Annotated in this window: 22 protein-coding genes; 16 read left to right on the top strand and 6 right to left on the bottom strand. The window is 69.4% G+C overall.

The window, feature by feature from the left end:
- The first annotated feature begins 2 nt into the window (after positions 1-2).
- The 7 genes from ACFVVM_RS13505 to ACFVVM_RS13475 all read left to right on the top strand — a co-directional run bounded on the left by ACFVVM_RS13505 (position 3) and on the right by ACFVVM_RS13475 (position 8029).
- Complete coding sequence (locus ACFVVM_RS13505; RefSeq protein WP_387617209.1) at positions 3-446, top strand: GyrI-like domain-containing protein; 444 nt, start codon at positions 3-5, stop codon at positions 444-446.
- On the top strand, positions 443-877 hold the full coding sequence (locus ACFVVM_RS13500; protein ID WP_387617207.1) for an AraC family transcriptional regulator: 435 nt from the start codon (positions 443-445) through the stop codon (positions 875-877). The genes ACFVVM_RS13505 and ACFVVM_RS13500 overlap by 4 nt, the downstream gene beginning before the upstream one ends.
- Positions 878-1282: 405 nt before the next feature.
- Positions 1283-1822 (top strand): hypothetical protein, encoded by a 540-nt coding sequence (locus ACFVVM_RS13495; protein ID WP_387617205.1) that lies wholly within the window; start codon positions 1283-1285, stop codon positions 1820-1822.
- On the top strand, positions 1819-3942 hold the full coding sequence (locus ACFVVM_RS13490) for an Rv1355c family protein (protein WP_387617204.1): 2124 nt from the start codon (positions 1819-1821) through the stop codon (positions 3940-3942). Before ACFVVM_RS13495 ends, ACFVVM_RS13490 begins: the two co-directional genes overlap by 4 nt.
- 43 nt (positions 3943-3985) lie before the next feature.
- Positions 3986-5827 (top strand): EAL domain-containing protein, encoded by a 1842-nt coding sequence (locus tag ACFVVM_RS13485; RefSeq protein ID WP_387619189.1) that lies wholly within the window; start codon positions 3986-3988, stop codon positions 5825-5827.
- Positions 5828-5830: 3 nt separating this feature from the next.
- Positions 5831-6823 carry a GAF domain-containing protein gene (locus ACFVVM_RS13480; protein WP_387617202.1) on the top strand — a complete coding sequence of 331 codons (993 nt, stop codon included), beginning with the start codon at positions 5831-5833 and terminating at the stop codon, positions 6821-6823.
- 78 nt (positions 6824-6901) lie between these two features.
- The gene (locus tag ACFVVM_RS13475; protein ID WP_387617200.1) at positions 6902-8029 is read left to right on the top strand and encodes a glycosyltransferase; all 1128 of its coding nucleotides are present in this window, start codon (positions 6902-6904) and stop codon (positions 8027-8029) included.
- A gap of 7 nt (positions 8030-8036) precedes the next feature.
- On the opposite strand, the gene rsmI is transcribed toward ACFVVM_RS13475, so the two are convergent.
- Positions 8037-8864: a 16S rRNA (cytidine(1402)-2'-O)-methyltransferase gene (gene rsmI / locus ACFVVM_RS13470; RefSeq protein ID WP_387617198.1), complete on the bottom strand. Its 828-nt coding sequence runs from the start codon at positions 8862-8864 to the stop codon at positions 8037-8039.
- Between the two features lie 229 nt (positions 8865-9093).
- Here rsmI and ACFVVM_RS13465 point away from each other — a divergent pair, with 229 nt between their 5' ends.
- Entirely contained in the window at positions 9094-10671 is a 1578-nt protein-coding gene (locus ACFVVM_RS13465; protein ID WP_387619186.1) for a dolichyl-phosphate-mannose--protein mannosyltransferase, read from the top strand.
- Positions 10672-10675: 4 nt separating this feature from the next.
- Here the strand turns inward: ACFVVM_RS13465 and ACFVVM_RS13460 are convergent, their stop codons facing one another.
- On the bottom strand, positions 10676-11041 hold the full coding sequence (locus tag ACFVVM_RS13460; RefSeq protein WP_387617196.1) for a GntR family transcriptional regulator: 366 nt from the start codon (positions 11039-11041) through the stop codon (positions 10676-10678).
- A complete protein-coding gene (gene arcA / locus ACFVVM_RS13455) occupies positions 11038-12279 on the bottom strand; it encodes an arginine deiminase (RefSeq protein ID WP_387617194.1) in 1242 nt (413 codons plus the stop codon). The genes ACFVVM_RS13460 and arcA overlap by 4 nt, the downstream gene beginning before the upstream one ends.
- Positions 12280-12394: 115 nt before the next feature.
- Here arcA and soxR point away from each other — a divergent pair, with 115 nt between their 5' ends.
- Positions 12395-12880 (top strand): redox-sensitive transcriptional activator SoxR, encoded by a 486-nt coding sequence (soxR, locus tag ACFVVM_RS13450; protein ID WP_387617192.1) that lies wholly within the window; start codon positions 12395-12397, stop codon positions 12878-12880.
- Positions 12881-12893: 13 nt separating this feature from the next.
- Positions 12894-13646, top strand: coding sequence for an isocitrate lyase/phosphoenolpyruvate mutase family protein (locus ACFVVM_RS13445; protein ID WP_387617190.1), 753 nt, complete (start codon positions 12894-12896; stop codon positions 13644-13646).
- Between the two features lie 49 nt (positions 13647-13695).
- On the opposite strand, the gene metG is transcribed toward ACFVVM_RS13445, so the two are convergent.
- Positions 13696-15264: a methionine--tRNA ligase gene (metG, locus tag ACFVVM_RS13440; protein WP_387617188.1), complete on the bottom strand. Its 1569-nt coding sequence runs from the start codon at positions 15262-15264 to the stop codon at positions 13696-13698.
- A gap of 1 nt (position 15265) precedes the next feature.
- Here metG and ACFVVM_RS13435 point away from each other — a divergent pair, with 1 nt between their 5' ends.
- The 5 genes from ACFVVM_RS13435 (at position 15266) to rsmA (ending at position 20910) form a co-directional block, all read left to right on the top strand.
- A complete protein-coding gene (locus ACFVVM_RS13435) occupies positions 15266-16120 on the top strand; it encodes a TatD family hydrolase (RefSeq protein ID WP_387617186.1) in 855 nt (284 codons plus the stop codon).
- A gap of 176 nt (positions 16121-16296) precedes the next feature.
- Positions 16297-17424, top strand: a complete 1128-nt coding sequence (locus ACFVVM_RS13430) for a transglycosylase family protein (RefSeq protein WP_387617184.1) — start codon at positions 16297-16299, stop codon at positions 17422-17424.
- A 194-nt stretch (positions 17425-17618) separates the two neighbouring features.
- A complete protein-coding gene (locus ACFVVM_RS13425) occupies positions 17619-18725 on the top strand; it encodes an alpha/beta fold hydrolase (protein ID WP_387617182.1) in 1107 nt (368 codons plus the stop codon).
- Between the two features lie 114 nt (positions 18726-18839).
- Positions 18840-19994 (top strand): lipase family protein, encoded by a 1155-nt coding sequence (locus tag ACFVVM_RS13420; RefSeq protein WP_387617181.1) that lies wholly within the window; start codon positions 18840-18842, stop codon positions 19992-19994.
- Between the two features lie 34 nt (positions 19995-20028).
- Positions 20029-20910 carry a 16S rRNA (adenine(1518)-N(6)/adenine(1519)-N(6))-dimethyltransferase RsmA gene (gene rsmA, locus ACFVVM_RS13415; RefSeq protein ID WP_387617179.1) on the top strand — a complete coding sequence of 294 codons (882 nt, stop codon included), beginning with the start codon at positions 20029-20031 and terminating at the stop codon, positions 20908-20910.
- A 383-nt stretch (positions 20911-21293) separates the two neighbouring features.
- Here the strand turns inward: rsmA and ACFVVM_RS13410 are convergent, their stop codons facing one another.
- Positions 21294-21500, bottom strand: a complete 207-nt coding sequence (locus ACFVVM_RS13410) for a heavy-metal-associated domain-containing protein (protein WP_387617177.1) — start codon at positions 21498-21500, stop codon at positions 21294-21296.
- 164 nt (positions 21501-21664) lie between these two features.
- On the opposite strand from ACFVVM_RS13410, the gene ACFVVM_RS13405 reads away from it, so the two are divergent.
- Positions 21665-22600: a 4-(cytidine 5'-diphospho)-2-C-methyl-D-erythritol kinase gene (locus tag ACFVVM_RS13405; RefSeq protein WP_387617175.1), complete on the top strand. Its 936-nt coding sequence runs from the start codon at positions 21665-21667 to the stop codon at positions 22598-22600.
- A gap of 2 nt (positions 22601-22602) precedes the next feature.
- Here the strand turns inward: ACFVVM_RS13405 and ACFVVM_RS13400 are convergent, their stop codons facing one another.
- A complete protein-coding gene (locus tag ACFVVM_RS13400; protein ID WP_387617173.1) occupies positions 22603-23451 on the bottom strand; it encodes an LLM class flavin-dependent oxidoreductase in 849 nt (282 codons plus the stop codon).
- Positions 23452-23478: the final 27 nt, after the last annotated feature.

Here is a 23478-nt window from a genome sequence, read left to right as displayed (position 1 = left end):
CAATGCAGTTCGAAATCGTCGAGCGGGACGAGACATGGGTGGCCGGTCTACCGGTCCGCAGTCCCAAACGCGCACTCGGTGAGCTGCGCGACCGGGATCTCGAAGCCGCGTGGTCGGCGGTCCTGCACCAGGACCTCGCCGGTCCGCTGGCCAGTGCCTACACCGACTACACCGGTGAGCTGAGCACGTACAACACCCAGATCGTCGGCTATCAGTGCGAATCCCTCGATCAGGTGACCCGGGGCCATCTGGCGGCCCGGCTGCCGCGTGGCACCTACGCGCGCTTCTCCTCGGTCGGTAACTTCCCGCAGGTGATGACGGATCTGTGGACCCAGATCGCCTATGCCGAGGAGCACAACCAGATCAGGCGCACCTTCACCGGCGATTTCGAGTGCTACCCGCACGCCTACAAGATCGACCTCTACCTGGCGGTGGACCCGCGATGACCTATTCGATCGTGGTGCGTGGCGCCGCGCTGTACGGGGGACTCGCGGTGCCCAAGGTGCACCCGAACTTCAAGGTGAGCAACAGCGATCTGATCGAGTTCCTCAAGGACCGGCTGCGCGACCGTCCCGAGGGCGGCGAACCGCTGCACACCGTGTACGTCCCCGACCCGGCAGGTAACTGGAATGCCTTGGTGGCCAGGGAATACGACGCTCCCGGCGATGTCCCCGTCGGCGATCTGATGGTGCGCGTGCCCAAGGGCGTCTACGCGCGCTTCGCCCCCAACGGCGACTATCACGACCCGGTCGAGGACGTCTGGGCCCAGGTCGACGACGCCACCGCCTCGGCGGAGATCTCGCGCGCCTACTGCGAGGAGATCGAGGTCTGGCACGGTCCGGACACGGTCGAGCTGTTCGTCTCGATCACCGTGTGATAGCTAAAAATTAACTCAATGAGTACCGCTCGGTCGGTATTGATCGGCACGTACTGGTGACACCCCCTCTGACCTGGGAATACTTCAAATTCATTCGCCGGTTGCCGGAAGATTTGCCGCTGGCCTGGTGGATTCCTTCCGAATGACGGATACTGCTAGAAAATTATTGACCGGTCGGGTGATCCGACGAGCGTGTAGGTATGGAGTTTTATGAGGGTGTCGGTTCACACCGACTCGACTGACACGGTCGGTGGTACGGATGCGGGCGGGTTGCGGTACTTCGATGAACGGTCGGGATGTCACGTTCTCTTCGCTGCGCCAACGGAACTTCCCGAGCTGTGGCGGCAGTACGTCGACGGTGCGCTGAATGTTTACCAACACTACGGAGTTGAAGTCGTCCTGGATTTGGAGTCCATCGCGGACGGGGATTCGACGGCCGGGTTCTTCGCCGTGATCGATTCCGACGGAACCATGGTGGGCGGGATGCGCGTGCACGGACCGCACCTGACCCCGGACGAGATCGCCGGGTTCCAGCCCTGGATCGGTACGGCGGGCGAAGCCCAGCTGCGTGCGGAGCTCGTCGAGCGAATTCCCCTCGGCGTCGTCGAGACCAAGGGCGCCTGGTCGAGGCGAGAGCCGCGCATTCCCGGAGTCGGTGCCCTGCTGGCTCGCGCCATCCCGCACGCGGCCTGGCTCCTCGACGCGCGCTACGTCTTCGGCGCGAGCCCGCTGCACTGCCTCGACATCTACCGCGCCACCGCCGCGCAAGTGCCGGCGGAGGTTTCGGCGGTCGCCTACCCCGACGAGCGGTATGTCACCGTACCGGTGTGGTGGGACCGCGACGACCTCTCGACGGCGGCGCCGGACCAGCACGAGCTGATCGTGGCCGAACGCGAGCAACTCGTCGCGGCCCGCAAACGCTCGGATGGGCCCGGCCCTACGTGAGTCGAGATCGTGCAGCACACACTGTTTTTCGTCCGCAGATCCTGAACGAACACGACCCCGCCGATGCCGCCGAACTGGCTCGGTTGCGGGCCGACGCGCAGATCGAGGTTGCCGATCTACGGGTCGACATGCGCGCCGAACTCCAGCGGCTGACCAGCGCTCCCGATGCCGATCCCGCCGACGATCGCTGGGTGTACTACCCGTGGCGCTCGACCGTGCTCGGCGTCGTCGGCGCGCGGGCGTTCAACGCGATTCGGCTCGACCGCAATCGCAACAAGCTGACCACCGGTGAGCAGCGTCGGCTACGGGGTGCCACAATCGGTGTGCTAGGTCAGAGCGCGGGCCACGAGATCGCCTATATCGCTGCGCTCGAAGGCATTTGCGGAAAGTTGCGGCTCGCGGATTTCGACACCGTCGAACTGTCGAACCTGAACCGGATTCCCGGCGGACTGTTCGACATCGGGCTGAACAAATGCGTCGTCACCGCGCGCCGGATCGCCGAACTGGATCCCTACCTGCCGGTTGAGGTGTTCGAGTCAGGGGTCGACGCGGAGTCGATCGACCAGTTCCTGCAGGGACTTTCGGTGCTCGTCGAGGTGTGTGACTCGCTCGACGTGAAGATCGTGGCGCGAGAAGCTGCCCGCAGGCACCGCATTCCGGTGCTGATGGAGACCAACGACCGCGGACTGCTGGACGTGGAGCGATTCGATCTGGAACCCGATCGCGCGCCATTCCACGGACTGCTCGGCGAGACCACCGGGGCTGAGCTGCGCGGCTTGGCGACCAAGGACAAGGCGCCGCACGTGATGCGCATCCTCGAGGCGCCGCAGCTGTCGGCGCGGCTGGCCGCGAGCCTGGCCGAAATCGACGAATCTGTGACCACCTGGCCCCAGCTCGGCAGTGACGTCGGGCTCGGGGCGGCCACCATCGCCGCGGCGGTGCGGCGGATCGGGCTCGATCAGCCGCTGCCATCGGGGCGGATACGCGTCGACCTGGACCGGGTGCTGGACGGGCTCGTCGAGCCGGTCCGAATCGAGTCGGTGGCGGGGCCGTCGCCACTGCGCGAGGCCGAGTCGGCCACGGCGATCGACCGGATTCTGCACAGCATCGCGCGGGCACCCTCAGGCGGCAACGCCCAGCCATGGGCAGTGCAGGTCGACGGTGAAGTTGTTCACATCGCGGTGGACCCGGACCGCAGTTCGGCCATGGACATCGGTCTCCGGGGCAGCGCGGTCGCCCTCGGCGCGGCCTTGCACAATGCCCGGGTGGCCGCCGCCGCTGCGGGTTTGCTGGGACCACACGAGATCGTGGTCGACGGGACGAGCCCTGTCGCGGTGACTCTGCGCTTGGGCACCGGCGCGGACCCCGAACTGGCTGCCGACTACTCGCACATGCTGGAGCGCGAGTCCAACCGGCATCTCGGTACCGGTGCGCCGCTGGCCCCGGACGTGCTGGACACCCTCGCGCACGCCGCAGCGGCCGAGGGCGCGCGACTGTACAGCGTCACCGACGCGGCCGGGATCGCGGAGGCGGCGGAACTGCTCGGCGAATCCGACCGGGTGCGGTACCTGACCCCCCGGTTACACACGGAGATGTTCGGTGAACTGCGCGAACCCGACGCCGATCTGCGTACGGGACTGGACGTGCGCAGTCTGGAGCTGGCCGCCGACGAACAAGCCAAAATGCACATCGGCGTGCGCGCGGATGTGATGGCGTATTTGCGGGACTGGTCCGGCGGCCGGGCGCTGGGCGAATACACCCGTGACCGGGTGCTGTCCAGCTCCGCGGTGATCGCGGTCGGCTGCCCGGCGGAGACGGGACTCGCGGGTTATGTGAAGGGCGGCTCCGCCGTCGAACGGGTGTGGATTGCTGCGCAGAAGCTGGGGCTGGCCGTGCAGCCGGTGTCACCGGTTTTTCTCTACGCACGGGATGCCGACGATTTGCACAACGTATCCGCCGCATTCACAGATACACTTGCCTCGGTCCATAAACGGTTCTCCGCACTGATGAGAATCCCCGGGCACGAGACAGTCGCTCTGGTACTGCGACTGAGCTACGCGCCCGCTCCCACAGTGCGGAGTGCCAGGCTCCCGGTACTCGGTTCAGGGAACGACAGATAGCACGATCGGAGAAACGGTGCCTCGGCGAAACCTCGACTCATTGGTGACGCAGGTCGCCTCGGAGTTGATGGGTGTCGACGCCACGACGGTGGTCTCGGCCAGCGAGCAGGTGCTCGCCGGTCTGGTCGCCTACTTCGATGTCGATTTCGCCTACCTGCGCCACACCGACCACGAGCATCGCCGGACCCTCCTGATCGCGGAATGGCCGCGACGGACCGAACCACCCGAACCCGACCCGCTGCGCGTCATCGAGTTCGATCGGGCCGATTCGCTGTTCCGGGCCAGCGAGCACGCCGTCGAACCGATCGTAGTCAGTCGTGGTGGCGAGTACCCCGACTATCAGGAGACCATCAAACAGAGCGCGGGCATGTCCTCGGCGGTCACCGCGTGCGTGCCGCTGGTCTCGCGTGGTCGCTCCACCGGGGTGCTCGGCTTCGTCCGGCGCGGCGACCGCACCTGGACCACCCGCGAACTCAACGTCCTCAAAGCCATCGCCGCCCTGTTCGCCCAGTTACAGGCCAGGGTCGAAGCCGAGGACCGGCTGCGCTACATCGCCTCGCACGACGATCTCACCGGTCTGGCGAATCGGCGGGCCTTACTGGAATACATGGAGCAGCGCCTCGCCCCGGGCAATCCCGGTCCGGTCGCCACCTTCTTCCTCGACCTGGACCGGCTCAAGGCGCTCAACGACTTCCTCGGGCACAACGCGGGCGACAACTTCATCCGCGCCCTCTCGGCCCGGCTCCGCGAGAACTTCGAACCCGATGACATGATCGCCCGGCTCGGTGGTGACGAGTTCGTCATCGTGCTCGCCAAGACCATCGACCCGGTGGCCGCCGAACTGGAGGCCAACCGGATCCAGGAGCTGGTGGGGCGGCGGGTCTCGGTGGGTCAGGAGTCGGTGAGTCGCGGGGTGAGCGTCGGCGTCGCGCTCGGCGTGCCCGGCGAGACCACCGTGTCCGACGTGCTGCGCCGCGCCGACCACGCCCTGCTCTCGGCGAAGTCCGGCGGCGGCAACGGGGTCGCGGTGTTCACCGACGCCATGCGCGTGCAGTTCGAACTCCAGGACGACGTCGAGGTCAATCTGCGCAGCGCGGTCTCCGACGGTTCGATGGTGCTGCACTACCAGCCTGAGGTGGACTTACGGACCGGGCGGATCGTGGCGCTGGAAGCGCTGGTGCGCTGGCAGCATCCGACCAGGGGGCTGCTGCCGCCCGGCGCTTTCGTCTCGGTGGCCGAGGCCACCAATCTGGCCGGTGAGCTCGGTCGCTGGGTGATCCGCTCGGCCTGCTCGCAGTTCGCCGACTGGCGCAGGCGCGGGCTGGCCGCCAATGTGGTGATCCGGATCAATGTCTCGCCGGTGCAGCTGGTGAGCGCCGACTTCGTCGAGCGGATCGAAGACATCCTGCGCCTGTTCGGCATCGACGGCAGCTCGGTGTGCCTCGAGATCACCGAGCATGTGGTGGTGCAGGATCTCGTGCGCACCCGGCTCACGCTGCGCGGGCTCAAGCGGATGGGCGTGCAGATCGCCATCGACGATTTCGGCACCGGTTACTCCTCGCTCTCGCATCTCAAGGCGCTGCCGGTGGACGCGGTGAAGATCGATCGCGGCTTCGTGCAGCGGCTCGGCGACAGCAATGACGACCTGGCCATCGTGAAGTCGATCATCGGGTTGGCCGGGTCGTTCGGGCTCGGCGTGGTCGGTGAGGGCGTGGAGACGCCCATGGCGGCCCGGACCCTGGTCGGGCTCGGTTGCTATCGCGCCCAGGGCTTCCTCATCGCCCGGCCGATGCCCGCCGAGGAAGTCGAAGCGCAGCTGCGGGAAGGGCGCATTCCACTCGACCTCGACCTGCCCCGCGCGGGACGCGGCGCCGCGCCGAGCTGAGCGGTGACGGAATCGGCCGGTGGCTGGTGGCTGGTGGAGACCCTCGACGAGGATCTCGCGCCGACGCTCGTCGCCGTGGACGCGGATGCTCAGCCATGGGCCGGGTCCGCCCGGTTGCGTCGGAAGGTGGGGTCGGCGCGGGCTCGCGTCGTCATCGAGACGGTGCGGCGATGCCATGTGGCCAACACGACGGTGCGGGTGCGTGAGGGTGGGCTGCTGGTTGTGGCCGAACCGGTGTTCTGCGCGTTCGGCGGGGTGCACGGCGTCCAGTTGTGGCTGGGACAGCGGGACGTTCCGGTGGCGCCGAAACGTCAGGTGGCAGCGTGGGACTGGGCGGCCGACACCGAACTGGCCCATCACGGTCCCGGACTGGAGGAACTCGTCTTCGCCCGCGATCCCGCGCAGGTGCGGGTGGTGCGCACACCGCCGGACGCGTTCGGGCGGATGGTGCGCTTCGACGGGCGTATCGACTACTTTGCGATGGTCGCCCAGCTCGAGATGGGCGGATCCTGGCAGGGCGTGGTCGACATGCTCGGCGACGACGACCGTGTGCGCCGGTTCCAGATGATCGCCAGGGCACGGCCGAAACTGCGCCGGATCAGCGCGCTCATGCACGCCATCCCCGAACACGGGCCGGGCGAGGCGATCACCGATCCCGATGTGGCCATGCTGCGCGCGGTCTCTCAGAACAGTGGCGTCGGCGTGGGCATCATCGAACTGACCAGCGCGCTGATCTATGAATGGGCCGGACCGCCGCCACCGCCGCTGCAGCGCTGGGCGGTGGAGCGGCCGACGATCGACCCGCGGGATCTGGCCGTTCTGCGGGCGGCCTGCGTCGAGCTCGCGCGCTGTCCCGGCGCCACCCGCCGGTTGACGCTGCGGGTGCGCTTCACGGCGGGTGGTTGGGTCACCGCGCAGGCCGAACTGATCGCGATCAGCACCACCGTCTCCGGCCACGGGCTGCTGCGGGTCTGGGCCGACCCGGTGACCGGTTAGTCGCCTCTTTCGCGGCTGTTCACACGCTGTTCCACGGCCCGGTTCCGTGGGTAACCCGCGCGGGGCGACGATCGGCGGGTGCGCATCGTGCAGCTCGCCAATTTCTACGGCCCCCGATCGGGTGGGTTGCGCACGGCTCTGCACCACCTCGGGGAGGGGTATGTCGCGGCCGGGCACGAGGTGGTGTTGATCGTGCCGGGCGCGCGCCGCGCGGAGGAGATCCTGCCGACCGGTGCGCTGCGAATCACACTGCCCGCCTTGGGAATTCCCTGGACCGGCGGCTACCGGGCGGCCGACCCGCGGCGGGTGGCCGATGTGCTGGCCGGGCTGGGGCCCGATGTGCTCGAGGTGTCGGATCGGCTGACCCTGCGCGGTTTCGGCCGGTGGGCGCGTCGACGTGGCGTGGCCGGTGTGATGATCTCGCACGAGCGGCTGGACCGGCTGCTCGGCCAGTTCCTGCCGGGGCCGGTCGCCCGGCGCGGCGCCGACATCGCCAACCGGCGCACGGCCGCGGATTACGACATGGTCGTGTGCACCACCGAATTCGCGCGCGCGGAGTTCCTGCGGATCGGTGTGGAGAATGTGGAGCTGGTGCCGCTCGGCGTCGACCTCGAGCTGTTCAGCCCTCGCCGCCGTGACCGCAGGCTGCGCGCCGATCTCGGGGTCGCCGGGCATCCGCTGCTGGTGCACTGCGGCAGGTTGTCGGTCGAGAAGCGGGTCGACCGGAGTATCGAGGCGGTCGGCGCGCTGCACCGGGCCGGTGTTCCCGCGCGACTGGTCGTCGCGGGTGACGGACCGCGTCGGGAATCACTCGAACGCCGCGCCCGCATCCTGCCGGCACTGCCCGGCGGCGCACCGGCGGTCCACTTCACCGGCTTCATCTCCGACCGCGCCATGGTCGCGAAACTCCTTGCCACCGCCGATGTCTCGCTCGCCCCCGGCCCGCACGAGACCTTCGGCCTCGCCGCACTGGAAGCCCTCGCCGCGGGAACTCCCGTCGTCGCCAGCCGCTCGTCCGCACTGGCCGACATCGTCACCGCCGAATGCGGCGCCATCGCCGCCGACCGCCCCCGCGCCTTCGCCCAGGCCGTCACCGACGTCCTGGCCATGCCGACCACCGGCCGCCGCCAGGCCGCCCGCACCCGAGCCGAACAATTCACCTGGCCCCGCGCCGTCGCAGGCATGCTCGCCGTCCTCGGCCGCTGAGGCCGTTCTATTCGCTGCTGCGGGCGGCGAGGACGGCGTCGTAGAGTTCGCGGCGGGAGGCGCCTCGACCCGCGGAGACTTCAGCGCAGGCGTCTTTGAGGCGCAGGCCGCTCGCTACGAGGGTTTCGACCTCGTCGACCAGGTCGGCGGGTTCGGCCGAAACCGGTTGGGCCCCTTCGAGAACCACCGTGATCTCGCCGCGGGCGCCGTCGACGGACCAGGCGGCGAGTTCGGCCAGGGTGCCGCGGACGACTTCCTCGTAGGTCTTGGTGAGTTCGCGGCAGACCGCGGCGCGGCGGTCGGGCCCAAGGACGGTGACGGCGTCGGCCAGGCAGTCGGCCAGGCGGTGCGGTGCCTCGAAGAAGACGCAGGCGCGCTGCTCGGAGGCCAAGGTGCGCAACCACTCCCGGCGCTGGCCGCCCTTGCGGGGCGCGAAGCCGTCGAAGCAGAACCGCTCCACCGGCAGGCCGGACAGGGCGAGCGCGGTGGTGACCGCGGACGGTCCGGGCAGGCAGGTGACCGGCAGATCGCGCTCGACGGCGGCGGCGACCAGGCGATAGCCGGGGTCGCTCACCGAGGGCATGCCCGCGTCGGTCACCAGCAGCACGGTGCGCCCGGCCGCGATGTCGTCGAGCAGGGCGGGGATGCGGGCGGTCTCGACGTGGTCGTAGAAGCTGACCACCCGGCCGGTGATCTCCACCCCGAGCGCCTTCGCCAGTGACTTCGTCCGCCGGGTGTCCTCCGCGGCGACGACATCGGCCGAGCCGAGCGCGTCGCGCAGGCGCTGGGACGCGTCCCCGATCTCTCCCATCGGTGTAGCCGCCAGAACCAACACGGTGTCTCCCGCCTCTCCGGTGTTGTGGCCGTACCGATCGAGTGCGGCGAGGTGCGTGCGGATTCGCTGTTCGGCTGCCCGGTGTCGGGTGCCCGACCATTCTGTCAGGTCGGCACAGTGCCCCGGGCCGGGGCATGTGACCGGAACAAGGGGGACGGTGTCGGCTCGGACTTCGTCGGCGCCACCGCCTACGATCGCAGGCGTGATCCCGGTGACCGAAACGCGCGTGATGCCCCCGTCGCGCCCCGCGTCGGCGTTGGTCAGCCCCGCGCCGTTGCGCCCGGCCCCGGATTTCGGTCCGCTCGACACCGCGCGCGGCTGGGCGGTCACCGCGGTGCTCACCGTGATCGCGGCACTCACCCGATTCATCAACCTGAACTATCCCACCGACGCGCGTACCCCCGTCTTCGACGAGAAGCACTACGCGCCGCAGGCCTGGCAAATGGTCACCGGCGGCGGCGTCGAGGACAACCCCGCCTACGGGCTGGTGGTGCATCCGCCGGTCGGCAAGCAGTTCATCGCGATCAGCGAGGCACTGTTCGGCTACAACGCCTGGGGCTGGCGCGGCACCGCGGCGCTGGCGGGCACGGTGCTGGTGCTGCTGGTGATCCGGATCGTGCGGCGGATGTCGCGTTCGACGCTGATCGGCGCGTTCGCGGGCATCCTGCTCATCGTCGACGGGCTGACCTTCGTCTCCTCCCGCATCGGCATGCTCGACATCTTCATGGCGCTGCTGGTCACCGCCGCCTTCGGCTGTCTGATCGTGGATCGCGACGAGGTACGAGAACGGATGGCCCGGGCCGATCTGGCCGGGCGCGTCGGCCTGACCGACTGGGGACCGCGACTGGGCGTGCGCTGGTGGCGTTTCGGCGCGGGCGTGCTGCTCGGCCTGGCGTGCGGCACCAAGTGGTCGGGCATCTACTACATCATGTTCTTCGGCCTGCTCAGCGTGGCCTTCGACGTGAGCGCCCGGCGCGCGTACGGGGTGCGCAGGCCGTGGGTGGGCACGCTGGTGCGGGATGTGGGGCCCGCGCTGTACGCGCTCACGCTCATCCCGCTGGCGGTGTATCTGTCCTCGTACTGGGCCTGGTTCGCCAGCGAGGACGGGGTGTACCGGTACGCGGTGGGCAATCAGATCGGGAGCGGGGGCGCTTTCGCGTTCCTGCCCGACGCACTGCGCTCGCTCTGGTTCTATCAGGGCGAGACGCTGGCCTTCCATTCCAGCCTCACCAACTCGGCGGGCAACCACCATCCGTGGGAATCCAAGCCGTGGACCTGGCCGATGGGCCTGCGCCCGATGCTCTACTACTACGCCGACGGCACGGTCACCGGCTGCGGCGAGAACCAGTGCGTGAAAGCCGTGATGGCGGTGGGCACTCCGGCGCTGTGGTGGCTGGCGCTGCCGGTACTCGGCTGGGCGATCTGGCGGACCGTGGTGCGCCGGGACTGGCGCTACGCGGCGGTGCTGGTGGCCTACGGCGCCGGTCTGCTGCCCTGGTTCCTCACCCTGGACCGGCAGATGTACTACTTCTACGCGGTGGTCCTCGCGCCGTTCCTGGTGATGGCGGTGGCGCTGGTCCTCGGCGACATCCTGGGCTCGGCCAGACCCGCGGGCATACCGCGCAGTCCCACGGGCACCTATCTGCCCGCCCCGGTGAACGAGCGCTATGCCCTCGGCCTGCTGATCGCGAGCATCTATCTCGGTCTGGTCGTCGCCAATTTCGTCTGGTTGTGGCCGATCCTCACCGCCCAGCCGATCAGCCCCGCCAGCTGGCAGGACCACCTCTGGTTACCCAGCTGGCGGTGAGGACTCAGTCCAGCGCGCGGCGCACGTATTCGAGTGCGTCGGTGTCCTCGACGCCGAGACGGCGGACGGTCGCCACGTAGTCGACGGCCGCGCGGGAGGCGATGTCGCGGGTCGGGTCGCCGGAGGAGGCGATGAAAGAGCCCTGGCGGCCGCGGGTTTCGAGGACGCCGTCGGCCTCGAGTTCGCGATAGGCGCGGGCGACGGTGTTGGGGGCGATGCCGAGATCGGCGGCCAGCGCGCGGACCGTGGGGATCTTGGTGCCCGCGGGGAGCGTACCCGTGCGCACCTGTTCGATCACCGCCATCCGCAGCTGTTCGTAGGGCGGGGAGGTGGAATCGGTGGACAGCTCGACGTGGAACACGACGCTCACACCTCGTCTCGGGCCAGTGGACAGGACATGCAGCGGGGACCGCCCCGGCCGGAGCCCAGCTCCGAACCCTGGATGGTGAGCACCTCGATCCCGGCGTCGGCCAGGCGCGAGTTGGTCATCTCGTTGCGCTCGTAGGCCACCACCACGCCCGGGGCGAGGGCGAGGGTGTTGTTGCCGTCGTCCCACTGCTCGCGTTCGGCGGTGACTCCGTCGCGCCCGGTGTCGATCACCCGCAGCCGGGTGATGCCCATGGCGGCGGCCGCGGCGGGCAGGAACGGTTCGGGGCCGGTGATGCTGATCCGGTCCAGTTCGCTGCGCGCGGAGAAGCCGTCCTCGCGCCGGATCGTGAAGGCCCGCAGCGATTCCCGCACGCCGGGATACATGACGACCGCGTCGGTGTCGACCATGGTGCACACCGTGTCCAGGTGCATGGTCGCGCGGTTCTGCGCGATCGGCACCACCAGCACGGTGTGCGCGAGGTCGTCGTCGAAGAGGCTGCGCGCCAACGCCTCCGCGCCGGCGGGGGACGTGCGTTCGCCCACCCCCACCGCGACGACGCCCGGCGCGAGCAGCAGCACGTCACCGCCCTCGATCGGCGCGGTGTGCGATTCGTAGGCCCGGCGCACGCCGAGGAAGCGCGGGTGGAACGCGTAGACCAGATCGGTGATCGAGGTCTCGCGGATGCGGGCCGGCAGGGCGAGCGAGGTGATCGCGACCTTGGGGCCCACCCAGAACGAGGAATCGCGGGTGAACAGCAGGTTCGGCAGCGGATCGATGACGAAGTCGGCGCCGTGATGCATGCGCCGCACCAGCGAGGTGGTGTCGGGGCCGAAGGGCAGTTCGTCGAAGGTCATCCCCGCCATCAGGATGTCGGCGAGCTCGCGCGCCTCCACCTTGCGCAGCTCGGCGGCCAGCTGGTCGGCCAGGCCGTGGCCGAGCCTGCGGGCGTCCACGGCGGCCGAGATACCCTGGATTCTGGCCGCCCCGCTCACCGCGAGCGTCTCGGCGAGCAGGTCGGCCAGCAACAGCACCTCGACGCCGCGCGCACGCAACACGGCGGCGAAGGCATCGTGCTCGGCCTGCGCGCGCTCCACCCAGGGGATGCCGTCGAAGAGCAGTTGATCGTTGTTGCTCGGGGTGAGACGGCGCAGTTCGTCGCCGGGGCGGTGCAGCAGCACCGTGCGCAGCGTGCCGACCTCGGACGTGACGGCCAGGCGGGTGTCGGGGGCGGTTCCCATGCGCAAACCGTAATCCGAGCGGCGCCCTTCGGCACCTGCCACGCCGAGTCCAGCCGTTTTCGTACACACCACGAATACCTAAAGTATTGTTTAGGTGGAAGTGGGAGGAGAGCACATGACGACGGCCGATTGGCAAACGAAGGAGCTGACCCCCGGGCAGCTTTCCGATCGTAGTGGAGTTGCAGTGTCCGCGTTGCACTTCTACGAACGCGAAGGTCTCATATCGAGTCGTCGAACCAGTGGCAATCAACGGCGCTACGCTCGCGAAACGCTGCGGCGGGTCGCCTTCATCCGGATCTCGCAGCGGGTGGGGATCCCGCTCAGTGAGATCCGCTCGGCGCTGGACCGGCTGCCGGAGGGGCGAACGCCCACCCGGCGGGACTGGGAGACCCTGTCGACCACCTGGCGCGAGGACCTCGACGACCGCATCGTCCAGCTCACCCGGCTGCGCGACAACCTCACCGGCTGCATCGGCTGCGGCTGCCTGTCGCTGGGCTCGTGCAAGCTCGTCAACGAGCACGATCGCCTCGGCGCGGAGGGTCCGGGCGCGCGGGTGCTGGACGTGCAACTGAACTGCCCTCCCAAGTCGGGCTGCGTTTAGGCATCATCGAGGGATGACCTCTTTGGAAGGCAAGGCGAAAACACTCCTCGAACTCCACCGCCCTGGGAATCCGGTGGTGTTACCCACGGTCTGGGACGCGTGGTCGGCGAATACCGCGGTGGCCGCGGGCTTTTCGGGACTCACGCTCGGTAGTCATCCGGTCGCCGACTCGCTCGGTCGCCCCGACGGCGAGGGGATGACCTTCGCCGAGCTGGTCGGCCAGGTGAAGCGGGTCACCGAGGCGGTCGAGGTGCCGGTCTCGGTCGACATCGAATCCGGCTACGGACTCGAACCCGTGCAGCTCATCGACGGCCTGCTCGGCGCGGGCGCGGTGGGACTCAACATCGAGGACACGGTGCACAGCGAGGGCAAACGGCTGCGCGATGCGGCCGAACACGCCGATTTCGTGCGCGGCCTGCGCGAGGCGGCCGACGCGGCGGGCGTGCACGTGGTCGTCAACGCCCGCACCGACCTGTTCCTGCGCGCCGACGGCGACGAGGCCGACCGCCTCGACCGCGCGATCGCCCGGCTGAAGCTGGCCGCCGAGGCCGGCGCCGATGTGCTCTACCCGGTCGGCAAGCACGCCGACGCCGACCTGCGCAGGCTCACCGAGGAACTGCCACTGCCGGTCAACGCCATCGGTCAGCCGGGCACACCGGCCAAGGAGTACTTCGCCGAACTGGGCGTCGCCCGGATCAGCTTCGGTCCGTTCCTGCAGGCCGCACTGGGTGCCGAAGCGAGCAGGCTGCTCGCCGCCTGGGCGTAGACATGACTGTGGCGCACGGTGGATCACCGTGCGCCACAGGACCGTTCGACTATTCCTTGGGCTCGACGTAGCGCGGGAACACCGGTTCCGGCGCGGGCAGGTCGATGCCGGGAACCAGCGGGGTGGCGATGTCGGCGAAGGTGCGGCCGTCCTGGCCCAGCAGGTCCAGGATCTTGGCAGCCGAACCCGGCATCACCGGCTGCACCAGGATGGCCACGATGCGCACCACCTCGAGGGTGACGTAGAGGACCGTGGCCATCCGCGCCAGATCCTCCTCGGTGCCCGACTTGCGCAGGGCCCATGGCGCGTTGGCGGAGAAGTAGCGGTTCGTCTCGCCGAGGGTCAGCCAGATCGCCTCCAGGGCGAGGTGCATCTGCTGGGCGTCGAACTCGGTGCGGCAGCGGTCGAGCAGGGCGTTCGCGCGGTCGAGCAGGGCGCGGTCGTCCTCGGTGAACTCGCCGGGGGTCGGCGCCTTGGCGTCGCAGTTCTTGTTGACCATGGTCAGGCTGCGCTGCACCAGGTTGCCGAACTCGTTGGCCAGGTCGGCGTTGATCCGGCCCGCGATGGCCTCGTTGCTGTAGCTGCCGTCCTGGCCGTAGGAGATCTCGCGCAGCAGGAAGAAGCGCACCTGATCCAGGCCGTAGGTGGACACCAGACCGAGCGGGTCGACGACATTGCCCGTCGACTTCGACATCTTCTCGCCCTTGTTGTACAGGAACCCGTGCACGAACACCCGGTCCGGCAGCGCGATCCCGGCCGACATCAGGAACGCGGGCCAGTACACCGTGTGGAAGCGGGTGATGTCCTTGCCGATGATGTGCACGTTCGCGGGCCAGTACTTCTGGAAACTCGCCGACTCGGTGTCTGGGAAGCCGACACCGGTCAGGTAGTTGGTGAGCGCGTCGACCCACACGTACATCACGTGGTCGGGCTGGCTCGGCACCGGCACGCCCCAGTCGAAGGTGGTGCGGGAGATCGACAGATCCTTCAGCCCGGCCTTGACGTAGCTGACGATCTCGTTGCGCCGGGTCGCGGGCGCGATGAACTCGGGGTGCTCCTCGTAGAGGGCGAGCAGCTTGTCCTGGTACTCGGAGAGCTTGAAGAAGTAGTTCGACTCCTCGGTCCAGGTGAGCGGGGTCTGCGTCTCGGTGGACACGCGGGTGCCGTCGTCGAGGAGGGTGGTCTCCTCCTCGGTGTAGAACGCCTCGTCGCGCACCGAGTACCAGCCGGAGTAGTTGCCCAGGTAGATGTCGCCGTTGGCGAGCATCCGCTGCCAGATGGCGATGCTGGCGGCCTTGTGATCCTCGTCGGTGGTGCGGATGAAGCGGTCGAAGGAGATGTCGAGCGCCTTGTCCATCGCCTCGAAGACGTCGGAGTTGCGGGCCGCGAGCTCCTGCACCGGGATGCCCTCGGTGGCCGCGGTCTGCTGCATCTTCTGACCGTGCTCGTCGGTGCCCGTCATGAAGAAGACGTCATAACCGTCGAGTCGCTTGAACCGGGCCAGCGCGTCGGTCGAGATGTACTCGTACGCGTGTCCGATGTGCGGCGCACCGTTGGGGTACGCGATGGCCGTCGTGATGTAGAAGGCGGGCGCCTCGGCGCCTTCAAGTGCGCTCATGATGCGAACTACTGTAATCCGCGTGGCAAACCAAAATCGTCCGGCTCCGCCTCTTCCGCCGCCGCTCGCACCACTGATCGACGCGCACACCCACCTCGACGCCTGTGGCGCGACCGATGCCGCCTCGACCACGGCGATCGTGGACCGGGCCGCCTCGGTGGGTGTCGGGCATGTGGTGACCGTGGCCGACGATCTGGCCGCGGCGCAGTGGGCCGTGCTGGCCGCGCAGTGGGATCCGCGGGTGTACGCGGCTGTCGCGCTGCATCCGACCAGGGCGAACGCGCTCGATGACAAGGCCAAGGACGAACTGGAACGGCTCGCCACCGATCCGCGCGTTGTCGCGGTCGGGGAGACCGGCCTCGACTACTTCTGGCCGGGCAAGCTCGACGGTTGCGCCGATGTCGAGACCCAGATCGAGGGTTTCCGCTGGCACATCGACCTGGCCAAGCGGGTCCGCAAGCCGCTGATGATCCACAACCGTGAGGCCGATCACGACCTGCTCACCGTGCTGCTCGACGAGGGCGCGCCGGACACGGTGATCTTCCACTGCTTCTCCTCCGACGCCACGATGGCGCAGGCCTGCGTGGCGGAGGGGTATGTGCTCAGTTTCTCCGGGACGGTCAGTTTCAAGAACGCGCACGAGCTGCGCGAGGCGGCGCAGCTGGTGCCCGACGACCAGATCCTGGTGGAGACCGACGCGCCGTACCTGACTCCGCACCCGTATCGCGGGGCGCCGAACGAGTCGTACTGCCTGCCGTACACCGTCCGCGCGCTGGCCGAGGTGCGCGAGCAGGATCCGGCCGAGCTGGCCGAGATCACCACCGCGAACGCGCGACGCCTGTACCGCATCAGGTGAGCGCGCTGCCCTTCCCGCGGGGGAAGGGGGCTGGACATTAAACGTGATGCGCGTCACTTTTCATGGTTGTTTCGTTACTTCACGGCGGCGTCTAGGCCGAATCGTGATCTGCGATCCCCCCGATGGGGGCGCTCGGTGTTGTCGAGTGGGCACCTTGTCGTTATCGTTCTGTAACCATGTCGGCTTTTGCGCGGATCAACTCGTCTCGCTCGCCGCTGCTGTACGCGGCGGTGGCGGCCATGCTGCTGATTCTTCTCGTCGGCGCCTCGCTGGCGATCGTGAACCACAAGACGGTCGCCCTGGTGATCGACGGTGAGCGCACCGAGCTCACCACCATGTCCCGTGACGTGAGTGCCATCCTGGCCCAGGCGGGCTACGAGCTCTCCGAGCACGACGAGGTGAGCCCCGCGGCCGGATCGACGGTCTCCGACGGCGCGACCATCACGCTCAACCGGGGCAGGGAGATCACGATCTCCGTCGACGGCACCGAGCGCAAGGTGTGGACCACCGGCACCACCGCGGGCGACGCGCTCGCCCAGATGCAGATCCCCGCCGACACCCACGTGGTGCCGACCCGCACCGAGAAGCTGCCGCTGGCCGGTGCCGCGCTCAGCGTCTACACCCCGCGCATGATCACCCTCGTCGACGGTGCCACGGCCCCGGTCGACGTGCGCCTCGCCGCCCCGACCGTCGGCGAGTTCCTCGCCGCGGCGGGCGCACCGCTGCGCGACGAGGACTTCGCCGAACCCGCCGCCGAGACCCCGCTGGCCGAGGGCATGCGGGTCACCGTCACCCGGCAGCGCACCGAACAGCGCACCGAGACGCTGCCGCTCGATCCCGCCGAAGTGGTGATCGAGGACGAGACCATGAACATGAGCCGCACCGTCGTCGAGAACCCGGGCGAGCCCGGCCTGCACGAGGCGACCTTCGCGGTGACGCTGGTCAACGGCGTCGAATCCGGCCGCGTCCAGGTGAATTCCAACGTCATCACGCCCGCGCAGCCCAAGACCATCCGCAAGGGCGCCAAGCCGGGCACCGAGGTGCCGGAGGTGCGCGACGGCGCGGTCTGGGACGCGCTGGCCCGCTGCGAGTCGACCGGTAACTGGGCGATCAACACCGGCAACGGCTACTACGGTGGCATCCAGTTCGACCAGAGCACCTGGGAGCGCCAGGGCGGCCTGAAGTACGCCCCCCGCGCCGACCTGGCCACCCGTGAGGAACAGATCGCCATCGCCGAGGTCACCCGCGCGCGACAGGGCTGGGGCGCCTGGCCTTCGTGCACCGGCCGCCTGGGTCTGAGCTGAGCGGATCCGGCCCGTGCGCCGTAGGAGGGCGCGGGTAGTGCCTGTCGGTGGGTGACTACGCCCTGGTCGCGCGGTAGCGTGCTCTCGTTTCGCCGAGTCCGCTGTGCTCGTGCGGTGGGTTCGGCTCGTTGACGAGTCGACGGGTGGTTGGCATGCGTGGGGTTTCGGCTTGGCGGTGTGCGGCCGCTGCGGTGATGTTGTCTGCGGGGGTCGTGATCTCCGTGCCCGGGGTGGCGCAGGCTGCTGAGCCGGGTGGGGTGATCGCGGTGATTCCGCAGGCTGACGGGTTCCATGGGATGTCGGGGGCCCAGGTCATCGACTACTGGACTCGTGGGGTCGGGGGCGTGACGCAACCGGCCAGTGGGGCGCTGTATCTGCCGACGGGGGAGGCGCCGCCCGGTGGATGGCCGGTGGTGGCCTACGACCACGGGACCACGGGGCTCGGGGCCGGGTGTGGTGGGCAGTCCGATCCGGCGGGGGCGCCGTGGCCGGAGTCGCAGGCTCCGCAGGACGAGTTCCTCCGGCATCTGGTGGGGAAAGGGTTCGCGGTCGTCGCGCCGGACTATCTGGGGCTCGGCCGGTTCGACACCGGGCCGCATCCGTATCTGGGGATCGAGACCGAGGCGACCGCGACGCTGGATCTGTTGCGGGCCGCGCGGTCGGTGCGCTCGGATCTGTCGCCGGTGTGGCTGGTGGCGGGGATGTCACAGGGCGGGCAGGCCGCGCTCGGGACCGGGCACCTGCAGGCCAGTTACGCGCCGGAGCTCGACTTCCGCGGGACCATCGCCATCGACCCGGAATCGGATGTGGAGAAGGTGGCGGTGGTGCTCGGGCCGGGTGCGCCGGATCGGGTCAGCGGCGGGATCCTCGGATTCTCGGCGAGCATTCTGGCCGGTCTGCGGGCCGCGCGCCCGGACGCCGAGGTGGACAGCTATCTCACGCCGCTCGGGCGCCAGGTCATCGACGAGATCGGCACGCTGTGTCAGGACGCGATCGACGAGCGCGTCAAGGACCTCTACCTCGGCGATCTGCTCTCGCGCTCGCTGGGCGAGGAGCCGTTGCGCTCGGTGATGGCCGACTACATGACCGTGCCGACCAGCGGGTACGACGCGCCGATCCTGTTGCTGGTCAACGCCACCGACCGCACCGTCCCCTCCCCGCTGCACGCCGCGCTGGCAGCCCAGTTCGCCGCGAACGGAGTCGACTTCCACGCCGTTGTCGGCACCGGCTCGCACTGCGAACTGAACCCGGCGATGCGCGCCGCGATCGGCGACTTCCTCGACACCAGGGGTAAGGTGTGAACGAATGACTCACGGCTGCAACGTGTTTCAGATGACGTTTCCTCTGCCCCGGGGCGAACGAGTTGATCTGTACACTCGTCCAGGAACTTGTCGCCTGGTGGAGAGCTGGATCCGTTGCTGAAGAATCCGATTCGCGCGACGGTCGTCGCCGCCATGACCACCGGCGCGCTGCTGGCCGCGGGCTTCGCCCCCGCCACCGCCGAGGCGCCCGGCTCGATCATCTCGGTGCAGGCCGAACCCGCGGGATGGCGCGGCATGGCCAACGGCTCGGTCGTCGAATACTGGATGACGGATTCGGCCGGCGTCGCACGGCCCGCCAGCGGCGCGGTGTTCGTACCGGAGGGCGACGCCCCCGCCACCGGCTGGCCGATCATCGCCTACGACCACGGCACCTCGGGCTCGGGCCCGGGCTGTGGCGGCCAGTCCGATCCCGAAGCCGGGATGGCGCGCTTCCGCGGCGCCGAGGACGCGCTGATCAAGGGCATGGTCGACCAGGGCTTCGCCGTCGTCGCGCCCGACTACCTCGGCCTCGGCCGCTTCGACACCGGCCCGCACCCGTATCTCGAGGTGCGCAGCCAGGCCACCGCCACGATCGATCTGGTCCGCGCCGCGCGCGCCGCCGACCCCGATCTGTCCAGGACCTGGAGCGTCTTCGGCGTCTCGCAGGGCGGGCACGCCGCGCTCAGCTCGGCCCATGTCCAGTCCTGGTACGCGCCCGAACTCGACTTCCGTGGCACGGTGGCCATCGATCCGGCCTCCGACGTGGAGAAGGTCCTGCCGTTCGGCGGACCGGGCCTGCCCGAGATCCCGCTGCTCTCCGGCGCCACCTCGTCGTTCATCGTGAGCATCCTGGCCGGTCTGCGCGCCACCCATCCCGAGGCCGATGTCGACTCCTACCTGTCCCCGCTCGGCAGGTCGCTGATCGACGCGGCGGGCAGCCAGTGCCTCGACAAGATCTTCGCGGCCACCAAGGGCGTGAACCCCTCGGACCTGCTGGCCAAGCTGCTCGCCCCGCTGCGCGATGTGCTCGCCGCGTACATGGCCCTGCCGACCAGCGGCTACGACGCCCCGATTCTGATGACGATGAACGTCACCGACGTGGTCGTGCCCTCCCCGCTGCACGGCGCGCTGGTCGCGCAGTTCGCGGCCAACGGCGTCGACCAGCAGGTGGTGACCGGCTTCGGCGAGCACGGCACGACCTCCCCGGAGATGCGGGTGGCGATCGACGAGTTCCAGGCCCGCATCCACGCCGCCCCGCCGCAGCGCTGAGCTGCTCGATCGGCGAGGTTGGTAGGTTCTAGCGGTGCCCGAACCCGATAATTCCGCTCGCGGTAGCGCCGCGCTGCTCGGTCCCGCCGAGGTGCGGACGCTGGCCGAACGTTTCGGCGTGCGGCCGACCAAGCAGCTCGGCCAGAATTTCGTGCACGACGGCAACACGGTGCGCCGCATCGTGGCCGCCGCCGGGGTCGGCGCCGAGGACACCGTGCTCGAGGTCGGACCCGGCCTCGGCTCGCTGACCCTGGCCCTGCTCGACGTGGTCGACCAGGTCGTCGCCGTCGAGATCGATCCGGTGCTGGCCGGCCATCTGCCCGAAACCGTCGCCGACCGGGCCCCCGGCCTGGTCGACCGCCTGCGGGTGGTCGAGGCCGACGCGCTGCGGGTGCGCGCCGATCAGCTGCCCGCCGCGCCGACGGCGCTGGTCGCGAACCTGCCCTACAACGTGGCGGTCCCGGTGCTGCTGCATCTGCTGGCCCAGCTGCCCAGCATCATGGTGTCGCTGGTGATGGTGCAGGCCGAGGTGGCCGACCGCCTCGCCGCCGAACCCGGCAATCGGGTGTACGGCGTGCCGAGTGTGAAGGCCGGGTTCTTCGGGAAGGTCCGGCGGGCCGGGCACGTCGGCACCCAGGTGTTCTGGCCGGCGCCCCGGGTCGAATCGGGCCTGGTGCGCATCGATCGCTACGCCGAACCGCCGTGGCCGATCGACGAGACGCATCGCAAACGGGTCTTCGCGGTCGTCGACGCGGCGTTCGCGCAGCGGCGAAAGACCTTGCGCGCGGCCCTGTCCGGCTGGGCCGGTTCGCCCGCCGAGGCCGAGCGCAGGTTGGTCGCCGCCGGAATCGATCCCACCGCGCGCGGCGAGACGCTCGACACCGCGGCCTTCGTCCGCTTGGCCGCCCAGAGCTGACCCGCCAATCGCGGGCTCCCGCAGGCGAACCCGCAGTACACCGCCTGTTCACCAGGGCGGTCTGTGAATGCAATTGTGGACAACTGGTTTTCGCGGACCGGCGAGTTGATCATGGTCGCCACCCGATCTCCCCGGTCGTTCCCGCTTTACCCGGTAGATCACCAGGCGATCCCCGGATGTGGATGACGCTGTGGATGATTCACCAGAGCCCGATAACGGATGAACCGCTGGTGAACGCCACTCCTGCGACTGGGGTGTGACGTGACCACCACCGGTTTTCGGCCGCCTCGCACCCGAAGGGTGAGACGGAACGCCGAAGGCGCAGTATCGCCCTTCGGGTGTGAGGCCCACAGGGCCGAAAACCATGCGGCGCCAGCCGCCGATTACACAGCGAGTTCGTAGCCTGCTTCGTCCACGGCGGCGGCGATGTCGGTGTCGGCCAGCTCGGTCGCGCTGTCGACGCGGACCAGACCGCTGGCGAGGTCGACGTCGACACTGTTCACACCGTCGATCTTGCCGATCTCCTGCTTGACCGAGCTCACGCAGTGTCCGCAGGTCATCCCCGTGACGGTATAGGTGGTGGTGGCCATGGCCGACTCCTTCGCTGTTCGATCATACGGTCCCGGGGTATCCCCCCGACACGAACGAACATACCCCCCATGGGTACCTCGCGCAACCCCCTGCCCCGGCGACGGGCGGCGAGGACCGATTCAGCGCGCGTACTCGTCGGTGTAACCCGTTACGCTTGGTGATCGTGCTGTCAGTTGTGCCCAGCCCGGTCGTCGTGCGCGCGCCTTCGAAGGTGAATCTGCATCTCGGAGTCGGTGATCTGCGCCCGGACGGCTTTCACGATCTGACCACCGTCTTCCAGGCCCTTTCCCTCGCCGACGACCTCGAACTCGCCCCGTCCGCCTCGCTGACGGTGCGGGTCAGCGGCGAGGGCGCCGCCGAGGTGCCCACAGATCGCACCAACCTGGTCTGGAAGGCCGCGGTGCGCCTGGCGCACCTGGCCGGGCGCGCGCCGCTGGTGGAGATCGCCATCGCCAAGGGTATTCCGGTGGCCGGCGGCATGGCGGGCGGCAGCGCCGACGCCGCCGCGGCGCTGGTCGGCCTCAACGAACTGTGGGACCTCGGCATGGGCCGCGACGAACTGTCGGAGGTGGCCGCCGAACTCGGCAGCGATGTGCCCTTCGCCCTGCACGGCGGCACCGCCCTCGGCACCGGCCGCGGCGAACGGCTGCTGCCGGTCCTGTCGCGCAACACCTTCCACTGGGTGCTCGCGCTGGCCAAGGACGGACTGTCCACCCCCTCGGTCTTCCGCGAACTCGACCGGTTGCGCGCCGAGGGCGAGCCGCCGCGCCTCGGCGACCCGCAGAAACTCATGCAGGCGCTGGCCGCGGGCGACCCACGCACGCTGGCACCGCTGCTCGGCAACGATCTGCAGGCCGCGGCCCTGTCGCTGAAACCGGAACTGCGCCGCACCCTGCGCGCGGGCGTCGGGGCGGGCGCGCTGGCCGGCCTGGTCTCCGGCTCCGGCCCCACCTGCGCCTTCCTGTGCGAGACCGAGGAGGCCGCCATCACCGTCGCCGCCGAACTCGCCGGCGCCGGGGTCTGCCGCAGCGTGCGCACCGCGAGCGGCCCGGTGCCGGGCGCCCGGGTGCTCGACACCGAGACCCACGGCAAGCGCTGAGCTCAGCCGATGATGTCGGCGAGCCGGTCGACCTGGTCGGCGTCGCGGCCGTAGCAGTAGAGCATCACCTCGTCGGCGCCGAGGTCGCCGAACTGCGTGATGGCCGAACGGATGTCGGCGGGCGTGGTGAGCATGCGGTCGAGCATGTACTCGGCGCGACCGCTGAACTCGTAATAGGCGCCCATCGACGCGCGGGCATCGGCCACCAGATCGGCGTCGCCGATGGCCACATTGACCTGCGCGACGATCCGCGGCTCGCCGGTGCGCCCGTGGTCCTTCCATGATCGGCGCGCGATGTCGAACAGATCGCCCGCCCACGACGGCGCGGCCGCGGCGAGCAGGCCGCCACCCCAGCGGCCGACCCGGTCCAGCGCGGCGGGCTGGAAACCGCCGAACAGGATCTCCGGCCCGGTGGGGTGCCGTGGTGCGGGGCCGACCGGGCCGCAGTCGGGGCCGAACGGCTCGCCCGACCAGAGGTGGCGCAGCAGCCCGATCTGCTCGTCGAGGCGACGGCCGCGGGTGTGCAGATCGGTGCCTGCCGCGCGGTGGTCGTCGGCTCGCCCGCCGACGCCGACGCCGAGGGTGAACCTGCCGCCGGACAGCACGTCGAGGGTGGCGGCCTGTTTCGCCAGCAGCGCGGTCTCGCGCAGCGGGGCGAGCAGGACTTCGGTCTGCAGCCGGATGCGCCGGGTGGCACCGGCGAGCGCGGCCAGGGTGACCAGCGGTTCGGGGTTGTCGTAGACGAGTCGATCGAGCAAGCCGAGCGTCGAGAAGGGGCCGTCGTCGGCGCGTCGGGCCCAGTCGAGCAGGGCAGGGGGATCGGAGATGGGCAGTCCGATGCCGATGTGCATGAAGTCCTCCAACAGCGTGGAACGGTG

The sequence above is a fragment of the Nocardia sp. NPDC058176 genome, from assembly GCF_042883805.1.
GTDB lineage: Bacteria > Actinomycetota > Actinomycetes > Mycobacteriales > Mycobacteriaceae > Nocardia.
The sequence above is the reverse complement of the archived record's forward strand: the minus strand, read 5'-3'. Positions and strand labels throughout refer to the sequence as shown.